General features: G+C 71.4%; 16 protein-coding genes. 9 read left to right on the top strand and 7 right to left on the bottom strand.

Annotated elements, in window-relative coordinates; all coding sequences use genetic code 11:
- The first annotated feature begins 59 nt into the window (after positions 1–59).
- Both ACZ432_RS06570 and lwrS read left to right on the top strand, forming a co-directional pair.
- Positions 60–335, top strand: a complete 276-nt coding sequence (locus ACZ432_RS06570) for a 4a-hydroxytetrahydrobiopterin dehydratase (RefSeq protein ID WP_426963778.1) — start codon at positions 60–62, stop codon at positions 333–335.
- 24 nt (positions 336–359) lie between these two features.
- A complete protein-coding gene (lwrS, locus tag ACZ432_RS06565) occupies positions 360–794 on the top strand; it encodes an LWR-salt protein (RefSeq protein WP_426963779.1) in 435 nt (144 codons plus the stop codon).
- Positions 795–817: 23 nt separating this feature from the next.
- Here lwrS and ACZ432_RS06560 read toward each other — a convergent pair whose 3' ends face one another.
- The gene (locus tag ACZ432_RS06560; protein ID WP_426963780.1) at positions 818–2,083 is read right to left on the bottom strand and encodes an ornithine cyclodeaminase, nickel-pincer nucleotide-dependent; all 1,266 of its coding nucleotides are present in this window, start codon (positions 2,081–2,083) and stop codon (positions 818–820) included.
- Positions 2,084–2,240: 157 nt separating this feature from the next.
- Here ACZ432_RS06560 and ACZ432_RS06555 point away from each other — a divergent pair, with 157 nt between their 5' ends.
- Positions 2,241–3,329: a phosphoribosylaminoimidazolesuccinocarboxamide synthase gene (locus ACZ432_RS06555; RefSeq protein ID WP_426963781.1), complete on the top strand. Its 1,089-nt coding sequence runs from the start codon at positions 2,241–2,243 to the stop codon at positions 3,327–3,329.
- Positions 3,330–3,362: 33 nt separating this feature from the next.
- Here ACZ432_RS06555 and ACZ432_RS06550 read toward each other — a convergent pair whose 3' ends face one another.
- A complete protein-coding gene (locus tag ACZ432_RS06550; protein ID WP_426963782.1) occupies positions 3,363–3,758 on the bottom strand; it encodes a universal stress protein in 396 nt (131 codons plus the stop codon).
- Between the two features lie 105 nt (positions 3,759–3,863).
- On the opposite strand from ACZ432_RS06550, the gene ACZ432_RS06545 reads away from it, so the two are divergent.
- The 3 genes from ACZ432_RS06545 (at position 3,864) to ACZ432_RS06535 (ending at position 6,019) form a co-directional block, all read left to right on the top strand.
- Positions 3,864–4,892, top strand: a complete 1,029-nt coding sequence (locus ACZ432_RS06545) for a DUF7490 domain-containing protein (protein ID WP_426963783.1) — start codon at positions 3,864–3,866, stop codon at positions 4,890–4,892.
- Positions 4,889–5,260: a hypothetical protein gene (locus tag ACZ432_RS06540; protein WP_426963784.1), complete on the top strand. Its 372-nt coding sequence runs from the start codon at positions 4,889–4,891 to the stop codon at positions 5,258–5,260. Before ACZ432_RS06545 ends, ACZ432_RS06540 begins: the two co-directional genes overlap by 4 nt.
- Before the next feature lie 153 nt (positions 5,261–5,413).
- A complete protein-coding gene (locus ACZ432_RS06535) occupies positions 5,414–6,019 on the top strand; it encodes a DUF7504 family protein (protein ID WP_426963785.1) in 606 nt (201 codons plus the stop codon).
- A gap of 24 nt (positions 6,020–6,043) precedes the next feature.
- Here ACZ432_RS06535 and ACZ432_RS06530 read toward each other — a convergent pair whose 3' ends face one another.
- Both ACZ432_RS06530 and ACZ432_RS06525 read right to left on the bottom strand, forming a co-directional pair.
- Complete coding sequence (locus tag ACZ432_RS06530) at positions 6,044–6,364, bottom strand: hypothetical protein (RefSeq protein WP_426963786.1); 321 nt, start codon at positions 6,362–6,364, stop codon at positions 6,044–6,046.
- A 126-nt stretch (positions 6,365–6,490) separates the two neighbouring features.
- Positions 6,491–7,327, bottom strand: a complete 837-nt coding sequence (locus ACZ432_RS06525) for a ubiquinol-cytochrome c reductase iron-sulfur subunit (protein ID WP_426963787.1) — start codon at positions 7,325–7,327, stop codon at positions 6,491–6,493.
- Positions 7,328–7,522: 195 nt separating this feature from the next.
- Between ACZ432_RS06525 and ACZ432_RS06520 the strand changes: the two genes are divergently transcribed.
- From ACZ432_RS06520 to ACZ432_RS06510, 3 genes are all read left to right on the top strand, one after another.
- The gene (locus ACZ432_RS06520) at positions 7,523–9,151 is read left to right on the top strand and encodes a hypothetical protein (protein WP_426963788.1); all 1,629 of its coding nucleotides are present in this window, start codon (positions 7,523–7,525) and stop codon (positions 9,149–9,151) included.
- An 87-nt stretch (positions 9,152–9,238) separates the two neighbouring features.
- Complete coding sequence (locus tag ACZ432_RS06515; protein ID WP_426963789.1) at positions 9,239–12,025, top strand: phosphoenolpyruvate carboxylase; 2,787 nt, start codon at positions 9,239–9,241, stop codon at positions 12,023–12,025.
- A gap of 135 nt (positions 12,026–12,160) precedes the next feature.
- Positions 12,161–12,478 (top strand): RPA12/RPB9/RPC11 RNA polymerase family protein, encoded by a 318-nt coding sequence (locus ACZ432_RS06510; RefSeq protein WP_426963790.1) that lies wholly within the window; start codon positions 12,161–12,163, stop codon positions 12,476–12,478.
- Between the two features lie 72 nt (positions 12,479–12,550).
- Here ACZ432_RS06510 and ACZ432_RS06505 read toward each other — a convergent pair whose 3' ends face one another.
- The 3 genes from ACZ432_RS06505 to ACZ432_RS06495 are packed head-to-tail and all read right to left on the bottom strand — an operon-like array spanning position 12,551 to position 16,241.
- The gene (locus ACZ432_RS06505) at positions 12,551–13,969 is read right to left on the bottom strand and encodes an ABC transporter ATP-binding protein (RefSeq protein WP_426963791.1); all 1,419 of its coding nucleotides are present in this window, start codon (positions 13,967–13,969) and stop codon (positions 12,551–12,553) included.
- Positions 13,962–15,236, bottom strand: coding sequence for an ABC transporter ATP-binding protein (locus tag ACZ432_RS06500; protein ID WP_426963792.1), 1,275 nt, complete (start codon positions 15,234–15,236; stop codon positions 13,962–13,964). The genes ACZ432_RS06505 and ACZ432_RS06500 overlap by 8 nt, the downstream gene beginning before the upstream one ends.
- Positions 15,237–16,241, bottom strand: a complete 1,005-nt coding sequence (locus ACZ432_RS06495; protein ID WP_426963793.1) for an ABC transporter permease — start codon at positions 16,239–16,241, stop codon at positions 15,237–15,239.
- Positions 16,242–16,299: the final 58 nt, after the last annotated feature.

Genomic DNA, 16,299 nt, shown 5'->3' with positions numbered 1-16,299 from the left:
GGAGGGCCGACGAGGGGGGCGCCCGAACGCTTAACCCCTCCCGAGCGCACGCCACGCACATGGCCGAACGACTCGACGACGACGCGGTCGACCGGCGGCTCCCGGAGGGCTGGGAGCGGGACGGGGACGAGATCGTCCGCGTCTACGAGTTCGACGACTACCTCGACGGCGTCTCCTTCGCCGGGACCGTCGGCGAAGTGGCCGAGGAGGCGTTTCATCACCCGGAGATCGTCGTCCGGTACGGGGAGGTCGAGGTGCGCTTTACCACCCACGAGGCCGGCGGTATCACCGAGAAGGACCTCCGCCTCGCCGGCCTCTGTAACGACGAGTACTGATCGCCGCCCGGACGCGTCCCGACCATGAACGCCGCTTACGTCTTCACCGTCGAGTTCCGCCTGGAGCCGGACGGCGTCCGCGTGTCGCCGAACCGCTTCGAGACGACGATGGAGATCCCCGCGCCGACGCCGCCGACGGCCTCCGAATCCGGCCCCGAGTCGGGGGACGGTTCCGGCGGCGCGTCCGCGGGCGCCGACGCCGCGGCGTCCGACTGGCGGTTCTTCCGCGACCGGCTCTGGCGCGGCGAACTCGGCGCTCCGGAGCGGTTCCGGTCGGTCGCGAGCGACCGGCTCGGCGTCGAGGTGACCGCGGTCACGTTTCGAGAACTGCGCACCGACGAGGCGTACCTCGACGCGCTCCGCGAGTCGGTCGCCGCGAATCTCGAAGACTTCCGCGCCGAGAGCGTCGACGACGCCCTCCACAAGTACCTCGGCTCCTCGATCCACGTCCGGGACTGAGCCGGAACCGAGGTGGGCCCGATTCAGTCGTCGGCCACGCCGAGGTCCGTCTCCCCCTCGATCACGTACTCCGCCAGCGTGGGGACGAAGGTGCCGATGTCGGTGACCATGCCGACCGCCTGCGCGGAGCCCCGGTCGAGCAGCTGCGTCACCGTGGCGGGGTTGATGTCCACGCAGACCGTCTTCGTCGTGGAGGGGAGACAGTTGCCGACCGCGACCGAGTGCAGCAGCGTCGCGAGCATCAGGACGATGTCGGCCTCGCGGGCCTGTTCGCGGATGGCGTCCTGGGCCGCGACCGCGTCGGTGATCGTGTCCGGCAGCGGGCCGTCGTCGCGGATCGACCCCGCGACCACGTAGGGAACGTCCTGCTGGACGCACTGGTACATCACGCCCTCGGTGACGAGTCCCTCCTCCACGGCGGGCTCGATGCCCCCCGCGCGGATCACCTCGCTTATCGCCCAGATGTGGTGTTTGTGGCCCTTCCGGGGGTGTTCGAGCGTCTCGACGTTCATTCCGAGCGAGGTGCCGTAGATGGACCGCTCCATGTCGTGGGTGGCGAAGCCGTTGCCGACCGAGAGCGCGTCGACGTAGCCGGCCTCGACCAGTCGCGCGAGGTCGTCGCCGGCGCCGGAGTGGATCACCGCCGGGCCCGCGACGACGAGGACGTTGCCGTCGTCGGCTTTCACCTCGCGGATCTCCTCGGCCACTTCGCGGATGGTCGACTCGGAGGGGCGCTCCGCCGAGACGCCGCCCTGCATGAAGCCGAACGCGCCCTCGCCGCCGCGGGGGCGTTCGGGGGGGTTGACGCGGATCCCCGCCTCGTCCGTGGCGATCAGGTCCCCCTCCTCGACCGCGTTGAGCACCTTCGTGTACGCGCGCGGCCCGCCGTCGGGACCGCCCTCGGGGTCGACGACGAGCGCGCAGTCCATCTCGATGTGCTCGACCGGGAGCCACTCGCCCTCGTAGCGCACCTCCGTCGGGTGGTTCGTCGTGGAGTAGAAACTCGGCGGCACGACGCGGTCGTCGGGCGCCGCGACGAGCGTGGCGTCCGGCGGGTTCTCCAGTACCGCCCCGTTCTGGTGGAGCTCGTGGAGGATCTCCTTCAGCGTCGCCTCGTCGTCGGCCGACACCGCCATCCGGCAGTAGGACTCCTCGTCCTCGTGGCGTCCCACGTCGAACTGCTCCACGTCGAAGGAGCCGCCGAGATCCATCACCGCCGCGAACGCGCGCTGCATCGTCCCCGAGTCGATGATGTGGCCCTCAAGCTCGACCGTGCGCGTGACCGTCATACCCGTCACTCGGTCGCGGCCGGTATGTCGGTTTCCCTCCGGGCGAACTCTCGGCGACCACGGACTGATCCGCATTTATGGATATCTGGGCGGAGATTCATGGCCGGGTGACCACAGAAGTGAAAGATTCATGGGGCGGGCGCGCACGCTCTCGGGTATGACGAGCGTGAAGGAGTTCCGGGTCGCCGAGCCCGCGACCGCGACCGACCTGGGCCGCGGCCGGTTCGTGTTCACCGACGCCTACTCCGTCTTCGACTGGGGGCGGATGCCCGACGCCATCCCCGGCAAGGGCGCGAGCCTCTGTTCGATGGGCGCGTACAACTTCGAGCTACTGGAGGCGGCCGGGGTCCCGACCCACTACCGGGGCGTCGTGGACCCGGCCGCGGGGACCGACCCGGCGGCGGACGCGGTCCCCGAGTCGGCGGTCGTCCCGCTCGCCGAGGCCGACGGCGCGCCGACCGAGATGGCCATCGCGCTGACGCAGGTGCCGGACCTGCCGTACGTCGGCGGGAAGGGTGACCAAGCCGAGACCGACCCCTCCGGCTACGACTACGGCGCCTACCACGACGCGGCGGGTGAGAACTACCTCGTTCCCCTCGAAGTGGTCTTCCGCAACCGCGTGCCGGTCGGCTCGAGCCTCCGGGGGCGCCGCGATCCCCGCGAGGTGGGGCTCGACCGCGACGAGTGGCCCGAGGCGGTCGTCGACCTCCCGGAGCCGGTCGTGGAGTTCTCGACGAAGTACGAGGAACAGGACCGCTACCTCACGCAGGAGGAAGCGGACCGGATCGCGGGGGCGGCCGACGTCGACGCGCTCGCCGACCTCGCGCGCGAGGTGAACCGCGTCGTGACCGAGCGGGCCGAGGACGCGGGGTTCGTCCACGAGGACGGCAAGATCGAGTGTCTGTACCACGAGGGCGACCTGCTGGTCGCGGACGTGGTCGGTACGTTCGACGAGAACCGGTTCTCCTACGACGGCCAGCAGGTGTCCAAGGAGGTCGTCCGGCAGTGGTACAAGCGGGCGGATCCCGACTGGGTGGCCGCGGTCGCGGACGCGAAGGCCGAGGTCGCCGAGCGCGACGTGGCCGACTGGCGGACGCTGTGTGACGCCGAGCCGCGTCGGCTCCCCGAGGACGTGCTGGGCGCGGTCGCGGACCTGTACGCCGCCGGCGCGAACGCCTACACCGGAACCGACCGGTTCGACGCGCCGCCGGTCGAGGAGGCCGTGGCGGCCGTGCGAGACCTGTAGCCGGCACGCGTCGTGAGCCGGTGGCCGCGCCCGCTACTCCCGCGGCACCGAGACCACCGGCCGCTCCGCCTCCAGCAGGATCGTCTGCGCGACGCTACCGAACAGCGCCTTCCCCGCCGGGGTGCGGTGGCGGACGGCGATCAGCACCTCGTCGGCCTCGACCTCCTCGGCACACTCCAGCACGTCCGCGGCCGGGGCGTTTCCGCGGACGAACTGGTGCGTCTCCACGGTCGCCGCGGCGCCGAGGCGGGAGGCGACCACGTTGAGCGCGTCCTCGCCGAACCGGATCTCCTCGGCGGTGGTCTCGTCTCCGCCGCGCTTCGAGTTGACGGCGTGGACGGTGTCGTCCGCCGCGAGCCGCTCGTGCAGGTAATCGCAGATCCGGGCGCTGGCGTCGACGGAGTCGGTCGCGAGCACGTACGTCGTCATGGTGGGGGCGTCGGGCCGCGCCGGCGTAAAAGTATCCGCGCCGCCCCAACGTGTTGGCCCTGTGACGGGAGAAAGCACTTATCCGATGGGTCGGATCGTGAGCGCGTGAACCGAGAGTCCACGCTGGCGGTCGTCGCGGCCCTCCTCCTCGTCGGCGCCGCGGGGTTGGTGCTCGCCGCCCCGGACGCGCTCGACGACCCGCGGTCCGAGAACGCGCCCCCCGGGCACCTCGCCGTCGCGGAGACGGCGGTCGCCCCGGGCGAGATAACCGGCGAGACCGCCGCGCTGCGGATCGACACGGGGCTACGTCACCGCGGCGGCCCCCTCGAGAACGTCAGCGTCCGCTACCGCGCGGTCGACGCCGACTCCGGCCTGCTGGTCGACGAGCGGCGGGTCGGGCTCGGCGAGGTGACGGGCGACGGCGAGGTCTCGGCGACGGGGACGCTCGTCGTTCCGCGGGAGGGCGGCTATCGGATCGAGACGACGGTCTTCGCCGACGGCGAGCGCGTGGCGAGCGACAGCGGCACCGTCCGCGGCGTCGCGGCGCTGACGCCCGCCTACGCCGACCGCCGCGTCGGCTTCGCCGACCATCGCGTCTGGCCGACGCTCGCGGTCGCCGTCGACGAGGCGGACGGCGAGACGGCGACGCTCCGGATCACCGCGTCCGTGACGAACCGCGGCGACGACCCCTCCGAGGCCGTGGAGCTCGCGGTCCTGCTCAGACAGAGCGACTCGAACGTCGTCGCCGACCGCGCGACGGCGACCGTGGGTGAGATCCGCCCGGGGCGCACCGAGACGGTCGACGTGACCGTCACCGTGCCGGACGAGTACAACTACTACGTCGACGCGATGCTCCGCGCGGACGGCGTGGTCGTGGACGAGGCCGGCAGCGTCGCGAACCTGAACCCGCGGGAGACGATCAGCGCGAACCGGACCACGGAGTCCGTCGCGTTCAGCGCCGCGGACTTCGCCGAGGAGGAGTCCGAGCCCGAGCCGCGGCCCGAGGAGCGCGAGGAGGCGACCGGCGGCGAGACGCCCGGCTTCGGCGCGGTCGCGGCCGTCGTCGCGCTGCTGTCGTTCGTGCTGGCCGGCCGCCTGCGCCGCCGCGGAGCCGACCGAGGTGACTCCCGATGACAGACACTCCAGACGCCGACGCTGACGCATCGCCCCCGACCGACCCGGACGCGAGCTCGGACCACCGGCCGGACGCCGACGGAGCGCCGGCGGTCGACGCCGCCCCGGACGAGGACCCCGACCCGGGGAGAGAGGACGAGGGACGGACGCGGCGCCTCCGGAGCATCCTGGACAAGGCGGCGCTCGGCGCGTTCGTCTTCGTGGCGCTCGTGACCGCGATCGGCTTCTACCGGTACACGGGCGCGACCGTCCGGACGTGGGTCGACCCGGCCTACCAACCGATCGTCCTGGCGGCGTTCAACCTCGCGCTGCTGTTCGTCGCGGCCGCCGGCGTCTCGGTCCAGCTCCGCCGGCTCGGCGAGGACTGATCGTCTATCGGGATCGGTCCCGACGTGTCGGTGATCGATCGCGCGCGTCCGCCGACGATCAGTGCCCCGATCGCCGGCCATCGGGGCGTATCCCCAGAATATTCGACGGTCTCGTCCCAAAAACTAATGCCGTTTCGGCGAGACGAGACGCGTATGGAGTCCACGCGGCGCGACCGGGCACGGGTCCGTCAGCACTTGGCCCGGCTGAAACGGCGGGGCTGTAACCTCCTGGTCGTCGGCGCGACCGACGCCGCCACCCACCGGGCCGCGAGCCGCCGGCTGTTCGGGTCTCCGGACGCCGGTCGCGACCGCGTCCTGATCGCGGTCGGGGAGACCGATCCGGACCGCTGGCTGCCCGACGGCGGTCGGGTGATCGACGCCGCGGTGGACACGCGGTCGGCGGCCGCTCCGACCGCGCCGTCCGCGCCGTCGCCGTCCGTCCCGGCGGCGGTCGACGCCGCCGCCGGGGAGAGCGGCGACGAGCCAGGTCGATTCCGGCTCGGGGTCACCGCGCTGGCCCCGCTGCTCGAGTCGCCCGGCGGCGCGGAGACGGTCGCGTCGCTCCGCGAGACCGTCCGGGAGGCGAACGGGGTCGGTCACTACCACCTGTCGGCGCCGTTCGACGCGGACCGGACCCGCGCGGTCGCCGCCGACTTCGACGCCGTGATCGAACTCCGGCGCGCAGCGGCGGGCCCTCAGGAGCGGTGGCACGTCGAGGGGGCGGACCTCGTCACGCCGTGGCTGCCGCTCGAGGAGTGACGCCCTGCGCGACCGCGATCCGTCCTACTCGTCCGGGAGCGTCTCGGTCGACCCCGGGATCTCCTCGACGCGCTCGGCCAGCGAGGCGGCGTCGGCGGCCACCGTCGACGCGTCGACGCCCGCCTCGTCGGCGACGAGCCGGAGGTGGGCGGCCGCCAGCGCGAGCGCGCGCAGCCCCTCGCGCTCGGGGTCCGCGGTGCGCTGGGCGAACGTCGTGTCCACCTCGCCGTCGCGGACCACGCCGACGTAGGCCGCGTCGATCCCCTCGCCGTCGAGCAGGTCGCGAGCCGCCGCTATCTCCGCCTCGAAGTCGTCGTCGGAACCGCCGGCGTCGTCATCGGTCATGGGGACACGTGCGCGGTCGGTGACCAAAAACCGCCGGGTCGCGACCGGCGAACCGGCAGGTACGCGGTCGGGTGCGAGAAAAGCGAGGCGGTTCGGGGGACGCGACCCGATTCGGTGCGGTTCGCTCTAGTCCGTCCGGGGGCGCGCGACGAACAGCGTCTCGACGATGCTGAAGGGGTCGTACACCGACTGGTGGCACTGGCAGTAGACGCCGTTCGCGGCGTCGTAGCGGGCCGACTCCTCGTTTTTCTTGTAGCCCGGGATACAGCAGAAGTGGGTGCAGACGTTGACCCACGCCATGAAGCCGTCCTCCGTGGACGCCTGAAGCCACTCGTCGTCCTGGGCCGCCTCCTCGACGCGCGGGGAGCGCAGCACGACCGCGGTGATCGAACTGTCCGTGTCCTCGGAGCGCCAGGTGGCGAGGGCCGGCTTGCCGACGCCGTCGGCGCCGATGCCGTTGCCCCACTCGGTGTAGTCCTCGAAGTCGTCGCGGTGGATCGGGTCGCCGTTCTCGTAGGCGTTGCCCTGCCAGTCGTAGCCGCCGGCCGCGGACTTGAAGATGTTGTCCGACTCGAACTCGGGCTGGATCCCCTGGTAGCTCTCGATCCCGCAGTACTGGAACCACTCGCCGGAGTAGGTGACGCCGCCGGGCATCTCCTCTTTCGCGACGGTGATCTCCTGGCCCTCCTGGGTCTCCGTGGCGGTCTCGGGCCACTTGCCGCGGATGTACCCGTCGTCGGTTATCTCGACGGGGATCTGGGGCATCCCGCGCGGAGCGGGACCGCCGACGCGCTCGATGGCCATCGCGGTCGTCTGTCCCCCGCCGGTCCCGGAGGAGGTCGTCAGGGAGTTGATGGTCGCCGACCCGGTGGCGCCGACCCCCGCGAGCGCGCCGCCGCCGACGACGCCTTTCACGAACCGCCGCCGGCCGGACTCGGCCGGATACTTGTCGTCCTCGCTCATGGAGGAACCTTGGTCGGGCCGGTAAAAAGCATGACGAAGCCTCCGGCGACGTGGGAACGGTCCGGCGGGAACGGCCGTCGATCGTCGACGACGCCGGCAAGTCCGCCCCGTCGAGGGATCCGAGAGCGCGGGAAGACGCAAACGGCCGTTTGTGCCTCCTGAAGGCATTTATCGTGGGCGGCCGACCGTCCGTCCATGCAGCGTCGCCGACTCCTCGCCCTCCTCGCGGCCGGCACCGCCGGCCTGGCCGGCTGTAACGCGGCCGACGACCCGGCCGAGAACGACCCCGCTACCCGCACGACCGACCCCGCGACCGACGCAGTGACGGACCGCCCCCCGACCGACGGGGCGCCGAGCGTCGCGACGCCCCCGCCGGCCGGCGAGCAGCACGACCACCTCGACCTCCCCGATGGGGACGGGTTCGCGCAGTTCGAGCGACTGACCATGCCCGGAGCCGACCGCGCCGGGGCGCTGACCGGGGTCCGCTACCGGACCGACGAGGGCGTCGCGGTGCGGCTCCGCGTCCTCTCGTCGGCGAGCGCGGAGGGCCCGGCCCGGATCGCCGCCACGGCGACCAACGAGTCGCCGTTCGTGGAACACGTCCGATTTCTCGACATTCCGCCGTTCCACGCGCCGCTGCGGGCCGACGCGGCGGAGTACGCCGACGTGGAGCTACGGGACACGAGCTATCGCGGCGACCTTCAGCTGCTCCCGACCGCCGAGAGCGACCTGATCGAGACGGACCCGAGCGTCGAGCGCACCGACGCCGGCGTCTGGCGGCCCGCTGCGGGGGTCACGCACCCGGACCTGCCGGAGGTGCTCCGACTCGAACCGGGGGACACGCTGTACGGCGAGTACGTCGTCGTCGGCCACCGGGAGGGGGAGGGGAGCCTCCAGCCCGCGCGCTACCGGCAGTCCGCCCCGGAGGGCGGCTTCGCGATCACCCTGTGGGAGCGCGGCGCGCCCGGGCCGAGCGCCGACTCCCGGTTCGCCGACCGGACGGTGCCGGACCTCGCGGGCACCTGGGCGAGCGACGGGACGAGCGAGCGCTGGTTCCACGAGGCGGACGCGTCGACGCCGACGTACCTGTACCCGAGCGCCGAGCGCGTCGAGACGCCCGGCCGGATCCGGTTCACGTACGTCAACCACGGCGAGGAGATCGCGGGCGGGAACCCCTACGACTGGAGCCTCCACAAGTTGGTCGACGGCGAGTGGTTCCACATCGCCCCGCGGGGGATCAACCAGCCGATGGGCTTCGTGCAGCCCGGCGACACCGAGACGTGGGACCGAACGTTCTACGGCGGCGACGGGCTCGACACCGGGGAGACGGAGCGACGGGAAGCGCTGGTGTTCGGCGGCACCGACGGCGTCAGTCACCTCGGGGGCGGCACCTACGCGGCGCGCGTCGGGATCTCGGTCGACGACCGCGACCCGGCCGCGCTGTTCGAACTCGTCGGCGACGAGACGGTCGTCACCCCGACGACCGACGCCGAGACGGAGCGCCCCGGGGGGGAGCTGGTCGTTACGGACCAGACCCGCGCGGACGCGGAGCGCCCCCGGGACCTGGTCGCCGAGCGCGTCGCGGCGGACGCGACCGAGGCGGGGTTCGACCGCCGGCTCATCCCCGAGCAGGTGATGCAGCCGTGGTACGCCGGCTTCCGCAACACGCTCGCGTTCCGGTCGGAGCTACGAGAGGCCCTCGACCGGATCCGCCTCCGGACGAGCCGCAGCGTCGCGACGAACGCGGTCGGCTACGACCGGGAGGCGGTGACGGTCGCGTTCGACGGCGCGGCGTACCGGATCGAGAAACGCACGCCTGCGTGACGGTCGGTCCTTCATGATTAACTCATAGGCGAGGCAATTCTTCGCCTCATACGTGTTTTTAACCGGGCGGGCGTGATACTCCTTGCCATGGAGTTGCACAACAGGAGCGTGCGGCAGGACGTTCGGGAGCTGGGCGCCCTGCTCGGCGACGTGCTGTCGGAACAGACCTCGACCGAGGCCTTCGAGACCGTCGAGGACCTCCGGACCGCGGCGATCGCGTACCGAGAGGGGGACCTCGACTCCCGCGAGGCCCTTCGGGCGGAACTGGACGAGCTCTCGCCGGAGGAAGAGAGCATCGTCGCCCGCGCGTTCACGACGTACTTCGAGCTGATCAACCTTGCGGAGGAGCGCGAGCGCGTCCGCGCCGTGCGCAACGGCCGACAGGAGGACGCGCTACCGGACGCGCTCTCGCGGACGGCCGCCGACCTCGCCGAGGACGGGGTCGACGCCGCGGAGTTGCGCGACCTGCTCGACGACGTGCTCATCGAGCCGACGTTCACCGCCCACCCGACGGAGGCCCGTCGCGGCACCGTGAAAGCGAAGCTCCGGTCGATCGCGGGCCATCTGGAGGAGCTCGACGAGCGAAACCTCACCGACGGCGAGCGGGCCGACCTGTGGCGCCGCATCGACGCCGAGGTGACGAGCCTCTGGGGGACCAGGCAGGTCCGCGGACGCCGCCCGGAGCCGGAGGACGAGGCGCGCAACGTCCAGTGGTACCTCGAGAACACGCTCTACGACGTGGTCGGCACCATCTACGACGACGTGGCCGAGGCGCTGACCGCGGGGGACGGCGACGGCCTCCCCGACGCGGTCGCCTCCGCCGACGCGAATGGCGGGGCGACCGACGGCGGGACCGGCGGGGACGGGAGCGCCGGCTACGAGACCGACCTCGACGTGCCGAAGCTGTTCGAGTTCCGGTCGTGGGCCGGGTCGGACCGCGACGGCAACCCCTTCGTCACGCCGGACGTGACGACCGAGACGCTGGAGCGGCAGCGCGCGGTCGTCATCGAGCGCTACCGCGAGGAGCTGAAGCGGCTCTCGGCGGTGTTCAGCCAGGACGGCGACCGCTACGGGACGACCGCCGCCTTCGAGCGGTCGCTGACCGCGGACCGCGACCGCTTCCCGCGGATCACCGAGGAGGCCGTCGAGCGCTATCCCGACGAGCCGTACCGACAGAAGCTCCGGCTGATGCGCGAGCGCCTCGACCGCGTCGGCGACGTGCGCCCCGGCGGCTACGAGGGCCCCGACGAGCTTCTGGACGACGTGAACGCCGTCGCGGACAGCCTCTCGGCGGACCGCAACGCGGAACTCGTGGAGACGTATCTGGACCCGCTCCGCCGCCGGATCGACACGTTCGGTTTCTCGCTGGCCTCGCTGGACCTGCGCGACCACCGCGAGAACCACACCGAGGCGGTCGCGGAGGCCGCCGCGGAGGAAGGCATCGACTACGGCGAGATGGACGAGGACGAACGCGCCGAGTTCCTCACGGAGGCGATCCTCCAGGACGAGTCGGTCGTCGACCCCGCGGAGCCGGGCGCGGTGTCCGACACGGCCGCCCGCGTGCTGGAGCGGTTCACCGCGCTCGGCGAGTGGCAGTCGGAGTTCGGCGTCGAGGCCATCGACACTTACTGCATCTCGATGACCGAGGAGCCGAGCCACGTGTTGGAGGTGCTGTTCCTCGCCGACCAGGCCGGCGTCGTCTCCCTGCCGGACCACTGCGGGCTCGACGTGGTGCCCCTGCTTGAGACGGAGTCCGCGCTCAACGGCGCCGAGCGCATCATGGGGACGCTGTTCGAGAACGAGGCGTACGCGGAGGCGCTGGAAACCCGCGGCGGCGTCCAGGAGGTGATGCTCGGCTACTCCGACTCCAACAAGGAGAACGGCTTCCTCGCGGCCAACTGGGACCTGTTCAAGAACCAGCGTCGCCTCGCGCGCTTCTGCGAGGCCGAGGACGTGACCCTCCGCCTGTTCCACGGCCGCGGCGGCTCTATCTCCCGGGGCGGCGGGCCGATGAACGAGGCGCTGCTGGCGCTGCCCAACGAGACGGTCACCGGGCAGGTGAAGTTCACCGAGCAGGGCGAGGCCATCGCCGAGAAGTACGCCAACCCCCGCATCGCCGAGCGCGAACTGGAGCAGATGCTCGACGCGCAGATCCGCGCCCGCCACGAGGCGACCGAGGAACCCGAGGAGGCGATCCCCGACGCGTGGATCGACGCGATGGAGACGATGGCGCCGACCGCCCGCCAGACCTACCGGGACCTGCTGGAGTCGGACGGCTTCGTCTCCTACTTCGAGCAGGCGACGCCGATCACCGTCATCGAGGACCTCAACCTCGGCTCGCGGCCGGCCTCCCGCTCGGAGGACCGCAGCGTCGAGGACCTCCGCGCGATCCCGTGGGTGTTCTCGTGGACCCAGACCCGGTGTATCCTGCCGGGCTGGTACGCGCTCGCGACCGGCATCGACGCCTACCTCGACGACGGCGGCGACCTGGACACCCTCCGCGAGATGTACGACGAGTGGCCGTTCTTCCGCACGACGCTCGACAACGCCGCGATGGCGATGGCGCGCACCGACATGGAGATCGCCAGCGAGTACGCCGCCCTCGCGGACGAGGACCTCCGCGAGCGCTTCTTCCCGGAACTGAAGGGGGAGTACGAGCGTGGCGTCGAACTCGTCCGCGAGATCTCCGGGCGCGAGGAACTCGTCCGCCGCGAGTGGCTCGGCGAGAGCCTCGACCGCCGGAACCCCTACGTCGACCCCCTGAACGTGCTGCAGGCGCACCTGCTCGAACAGACCCACCGCACCGACGCGGAGGAGCGAACCCTCCGGCTGACCGTCAACGGCATCGCGGCCGGGATGAAGAACACCGGGTAGACGGTCCGTCACGGTGCGGGGCGGTACAAGGCGGTGTGGCGGTGCAGTGCGGGGCGACGCGGATCAGTGGGACTCCCTCCCGTTCCCGCGGCTTCGTTAACACATTTATCCGACACGCGCGTATCCGTCGTTCAGATGCGATTCTGTGACGACTGTGGTTCGCTGATGCACACGGAGGGCGACGCGTGGGTGTGTCGCTCCTGTGAGAACCAGGAGCCGCGGAACTCGCAAGCGGAGGCGGCGATGACGACGCAGGACGGGCAGCGGGACGACGGGGCACCGGACGTGGCCGACGCGGGCCACGACTCGACCGAGACGATGCGGGAGCCCTGTCCGGCGGACGACTGCGACGGCGACCGGGCCCGCTACGAGATGCTGCCGAAGCCGGGCGGCTCCTACGAGGTGCGGCTGTTCACCTGCGTCGAGTGCGGCCACAAGTGGCGCGAGTCCTGACGGCACACCCCGCGACGTCGCCGTTCACGGCGAAAAACGCTCCTCGAAAAACGATCGGACCGGTTCCGGCGATCAGTCCGCCGACGAGCCGGCGTCCTCGGCGGGCGCGCCGTCGCCGACCGCGCCGGCGGGCGCGTCGTCTCCCTCCGCCTCCCACGCCGCGACCGCCTCGCGCACGTCGGCGGGCTGGTCGCGCAGGTGACAGGCCGCGGGGTGAGCGCTGTCGGGCAGTTCGGGGTTCACCGCCTCGCAGACCGAGGCGTAGCGCTCGCGCAGGATCTCGGCGGCCGTCTCCTCTTCGTCCGCGGCCAGCGCCTCGAACGCCTCGTCGAGGACGGCCGCGTCCTCGCCCGTGACGTCCTCCTCGAACGACTCGAACAGCTCCTCGCGCATCGTCTCCTTGAACGCGGACACGTCCTCGCGGTCGGGGTCGCCCGCGAACTCCCAGACGAACTCCAAGTCGAGCCCCTCGCGCTCGATCCGGTTCCGGAGCGTCGTCACGTCGGTGTACGTCCGCTGCGGGAGGTCGACCTCCTCGGGCGGGATCACCTTCGGACAGCGCGTCCGGAACGAGCAGCCCGAGGGCGGGTTCCGCGGCGAGGGCACGTCGCCGCGCAGCGCCTGCACCTCGCGGTCGCGCTCGTCGGTGTCCGCGCGCGGCACGCTCTCCAGCAGCGCCTCGGTGTAGGGGTGGTCCGGGTCCTCGAAGATCTCGTCGACCGGCCCGATCTCGACGACCTCGCCGAGGTACATCACCGCGACGCGGTCGCAGATGTGGCGGACGACGGAGAGGTCGTGCGCGATGAACAGGTAGGTGAGGTCGAACTCCGCCTGCATGTCCGACAGCAGGTTGAGCACCTGCGCCTGCACGCTCACGTCGAGCGCGGAGACCGGCTCGTCGAGCACGATGAACTCCGGTTCGAGCGCGAGCGCGCGGGCGAACCCGATCCGCTGGCGCTGGCCGCCGGAGAACTCGTGGGGGTAGCGGTCGGTCTGGTCCGCCGAGAGGCCGACGCGCTCCAGGAGGTCGGCGGCGCGCTCGCGGCGCTCCTCGCGGGTGCCGACGCCGTGGATCTCCAGCGGCTCGCGGATTATCTGCCCGGCGGTCATCCGCGGGTCCAGGCTGGAGAAGGGGTCCTGGAACATCACCTGCGCGCGCTTCCGGAACTCGGAGAGCCGGTCGCCGTCCATCTCGAACACCTCCTCGCCGTCGAAGGTGACGGAGCCGCCGGTCGGCTCGCGCAGGCGCATCAGCGTCTCCGCGGTCGTCGACTTCCCGCAGCCGGACTCGCCGACCACGCCCAGCGTCTCGCCGGGATAGACGTCGAAGTCGACGCCGTCGACTGCCTTGATCGACACCGGGTCGTTGCGGAGCAGGCGGTCGATCAGCGTGTCCTGCTCGTAGTAGTACTTCTCCAGCCCCCGCACTGAGACGAGCGGCTCGTCGGTGCGGCGGGCGGCGTCGTCGTGTGGCTCGTCGTGGTCAGTCATCGCTCGTCGCCTCCTCGGCCGCGGCGTCCGCGGTCGATCCCTCGCCCGCCGCCGAGTCGCCGGCGGCCGGTCCCTCGAAGTAGCCGTCCGCGAGCGCCTCGCTCTCGTCGTACTCGCCGTCGACGAGGACGCAGCGGGCGGCGTGCTCACCGCCCACCTGTCGCTCGCCCGGCGGGTCCAGACAGCGCTCCATCGCCTTCGGACACCGGTCCGCGAAGTAGCACCGGTCGTCCATGTGCGAGTCGATCAGGTCGGGGACGTTCCCCTTGATGGGGTGGAGTCGATCGCCCGGTCTGTCGAGGTCGGGGACCGAGCCGAGCAGCCCCTGGGTGTACGGGTGGACCGGGTCGTCGAACACGTCCTCGAGCGTGCCGCGCTCGACGATCTCGCCGGCGTACATCACGCCGACGCGGTCGCACATCCGCGCGACGACGCCGAGGTTGTGCGTGATCAGGACGATGCTCATGTCCGTCTCGGCCTGCAGGTCCTTCAGCAGGTTGAGGATCTGCGCCTGGATGGTCACGTCGAGCGCGGTCGTCGGCTCGTCGGCGACCAGCACGTCCGGCTCGCCGGCGAGCGCCATCGCGATCATCGCGCGCTGGAGCATGCCGCCCGAGAACTGGCTCGGGTACTCGTCGGCGCGCTCGGCGGGGTCGGGGATGCCGACCTTCTCCAGCAGTTCGATCGCCTCCAGCTTGCTCTGTCGGTTGACGAAGTCGCGCTGGGGGAGCACGAGCCCCGAGAGGTAGCTCCCGAGCCCGTACCCCTGCGTCTTCGAGCGCACGGACCGGGGGTTCGCCTCGGCGCGGCGCTGCACCTCGACCGCTTCGGCGATCTGCTCGCCCACCGTGAGCGAGGGGTTGAACGCCGACATGGCGTCCTGGAAGATCATCGAGAAGGAGGGGCCGCGCAGCGCGCGACGCTCCCCCTCGGAGAGCTGGAGCACGTCCACGAACTCGCCGTCGACCGCCTCGGGCGTGCGCTCGCGATGCTCCTCGGCCAGGTCCGCGTTCCGGTACCAGATGTGGCCGCCGGTGATACGGCCGGGCGACTCCACGAGGTCCAGAAGCGACAGCGCGGTGACCGACTTGCCGGAGCCGGACTCGCCGACGATGCCGAACACGTCGCTTTCACGCACCGCGAAGGAGACGCCGTCGACGGCGTTGACCTGTCCCTCCTCGGTGAAGAAGCGCGTCTCGAGGTTCTCCACGCGGAGGAGGTCCTCCTCGGAGGTCGCCACCGTGTCGGGGATGTCGTCGTCGGCCATCTACATCCCCCCCGACTCGCCCTCGATGCCGGGGTCTAACGCGTCACGGAGCCAGTCGCCGATCAGGTTGATCCCGATGACGGCGGCGACGATGGCCAGCCCGGGGATGGAGGCGATCCACCACGAGGTCGCGAGGTAGTTGCGGCCCTGCGCGATGTCGAAGCCCCACGAGAGGTTCGTCCCCGAGAAGCCGAGGAACGACAGCGCCGACTCCAGCAGGATGATCGCGGCGACCTGAATGGTCGCCAACACGAGGATCGGCGTGAAGCTGTTGGGCAGGACGTGTCTGAGGATGATCCGCCCGTCGCTGGCGCCCATGCTGCGGGCGGCTTTCACGTACTCCTCCTGTCGAAGCGAGAGCGCCTCCCCGCGAGCGATCCGGGCGAACCACACCCAGTTCACCAGCGCGACGACGAGCGTCACGGTCACGGGGAAGACGAACGTCTCCGGCATCCCGTCCGCGAGCCCGGCGGTCACGAACGGGTCGGGTATCGGGAGCGTCAGCGGCCCCAACAGTCCGACGAGCGCGACCGCGAGCACGAGCGACGGGAACGCCAGCATCACGTCCGCGAAGCGCATCAGCCCGTCGTCGATCCGGCCGCCGTAGTAGCCCGCGGTGAGCCCCACCGTGACGCCGGTGATGGCGGCGACCGCCGAGCCGATCAGCCCGACCAGCAGCGACGTGCGGGCGCCGTAGAGGATCCGCGAGGCCATGTCGCGGCCGACCGCGTCGGTCCCCATCGGGTGCTCCAGCGACCCCTCGACCGAGCGGCTCACGGTCTGGACTTCGCCGTCGACGAACTCGCTGGTCTCCCGTTCGGACTCGAAGCCGAGCGGCGGGAGCTGTGCCTGCTCTGGGTTCGTCTGGGTCGGGTTGTGCGGCGCCAGAAGCGGCGCGAACGTCGCCGAGAGGACGACGAGCAGCATCAGAAACACGCCGACCTTCGCGAGCAGGCTGTTGCGGAACTCCTTTTTCAGGTTCCGCTTGAGTCGGTCGGAGATCACGGTACCACCACGTGGCGCGCGGGGGCGCCACAGCGCGCGTTCGTGTGTGCGGCGAGAC

The sequence above is a fragment of the Haloparvum alkalitolerans genome (assembly GCF_055381565.1).
Note: the sequence above shows the minus strand (reverse complement) of the source record. Positions and strands in the feature narration are given on the sequence as shown.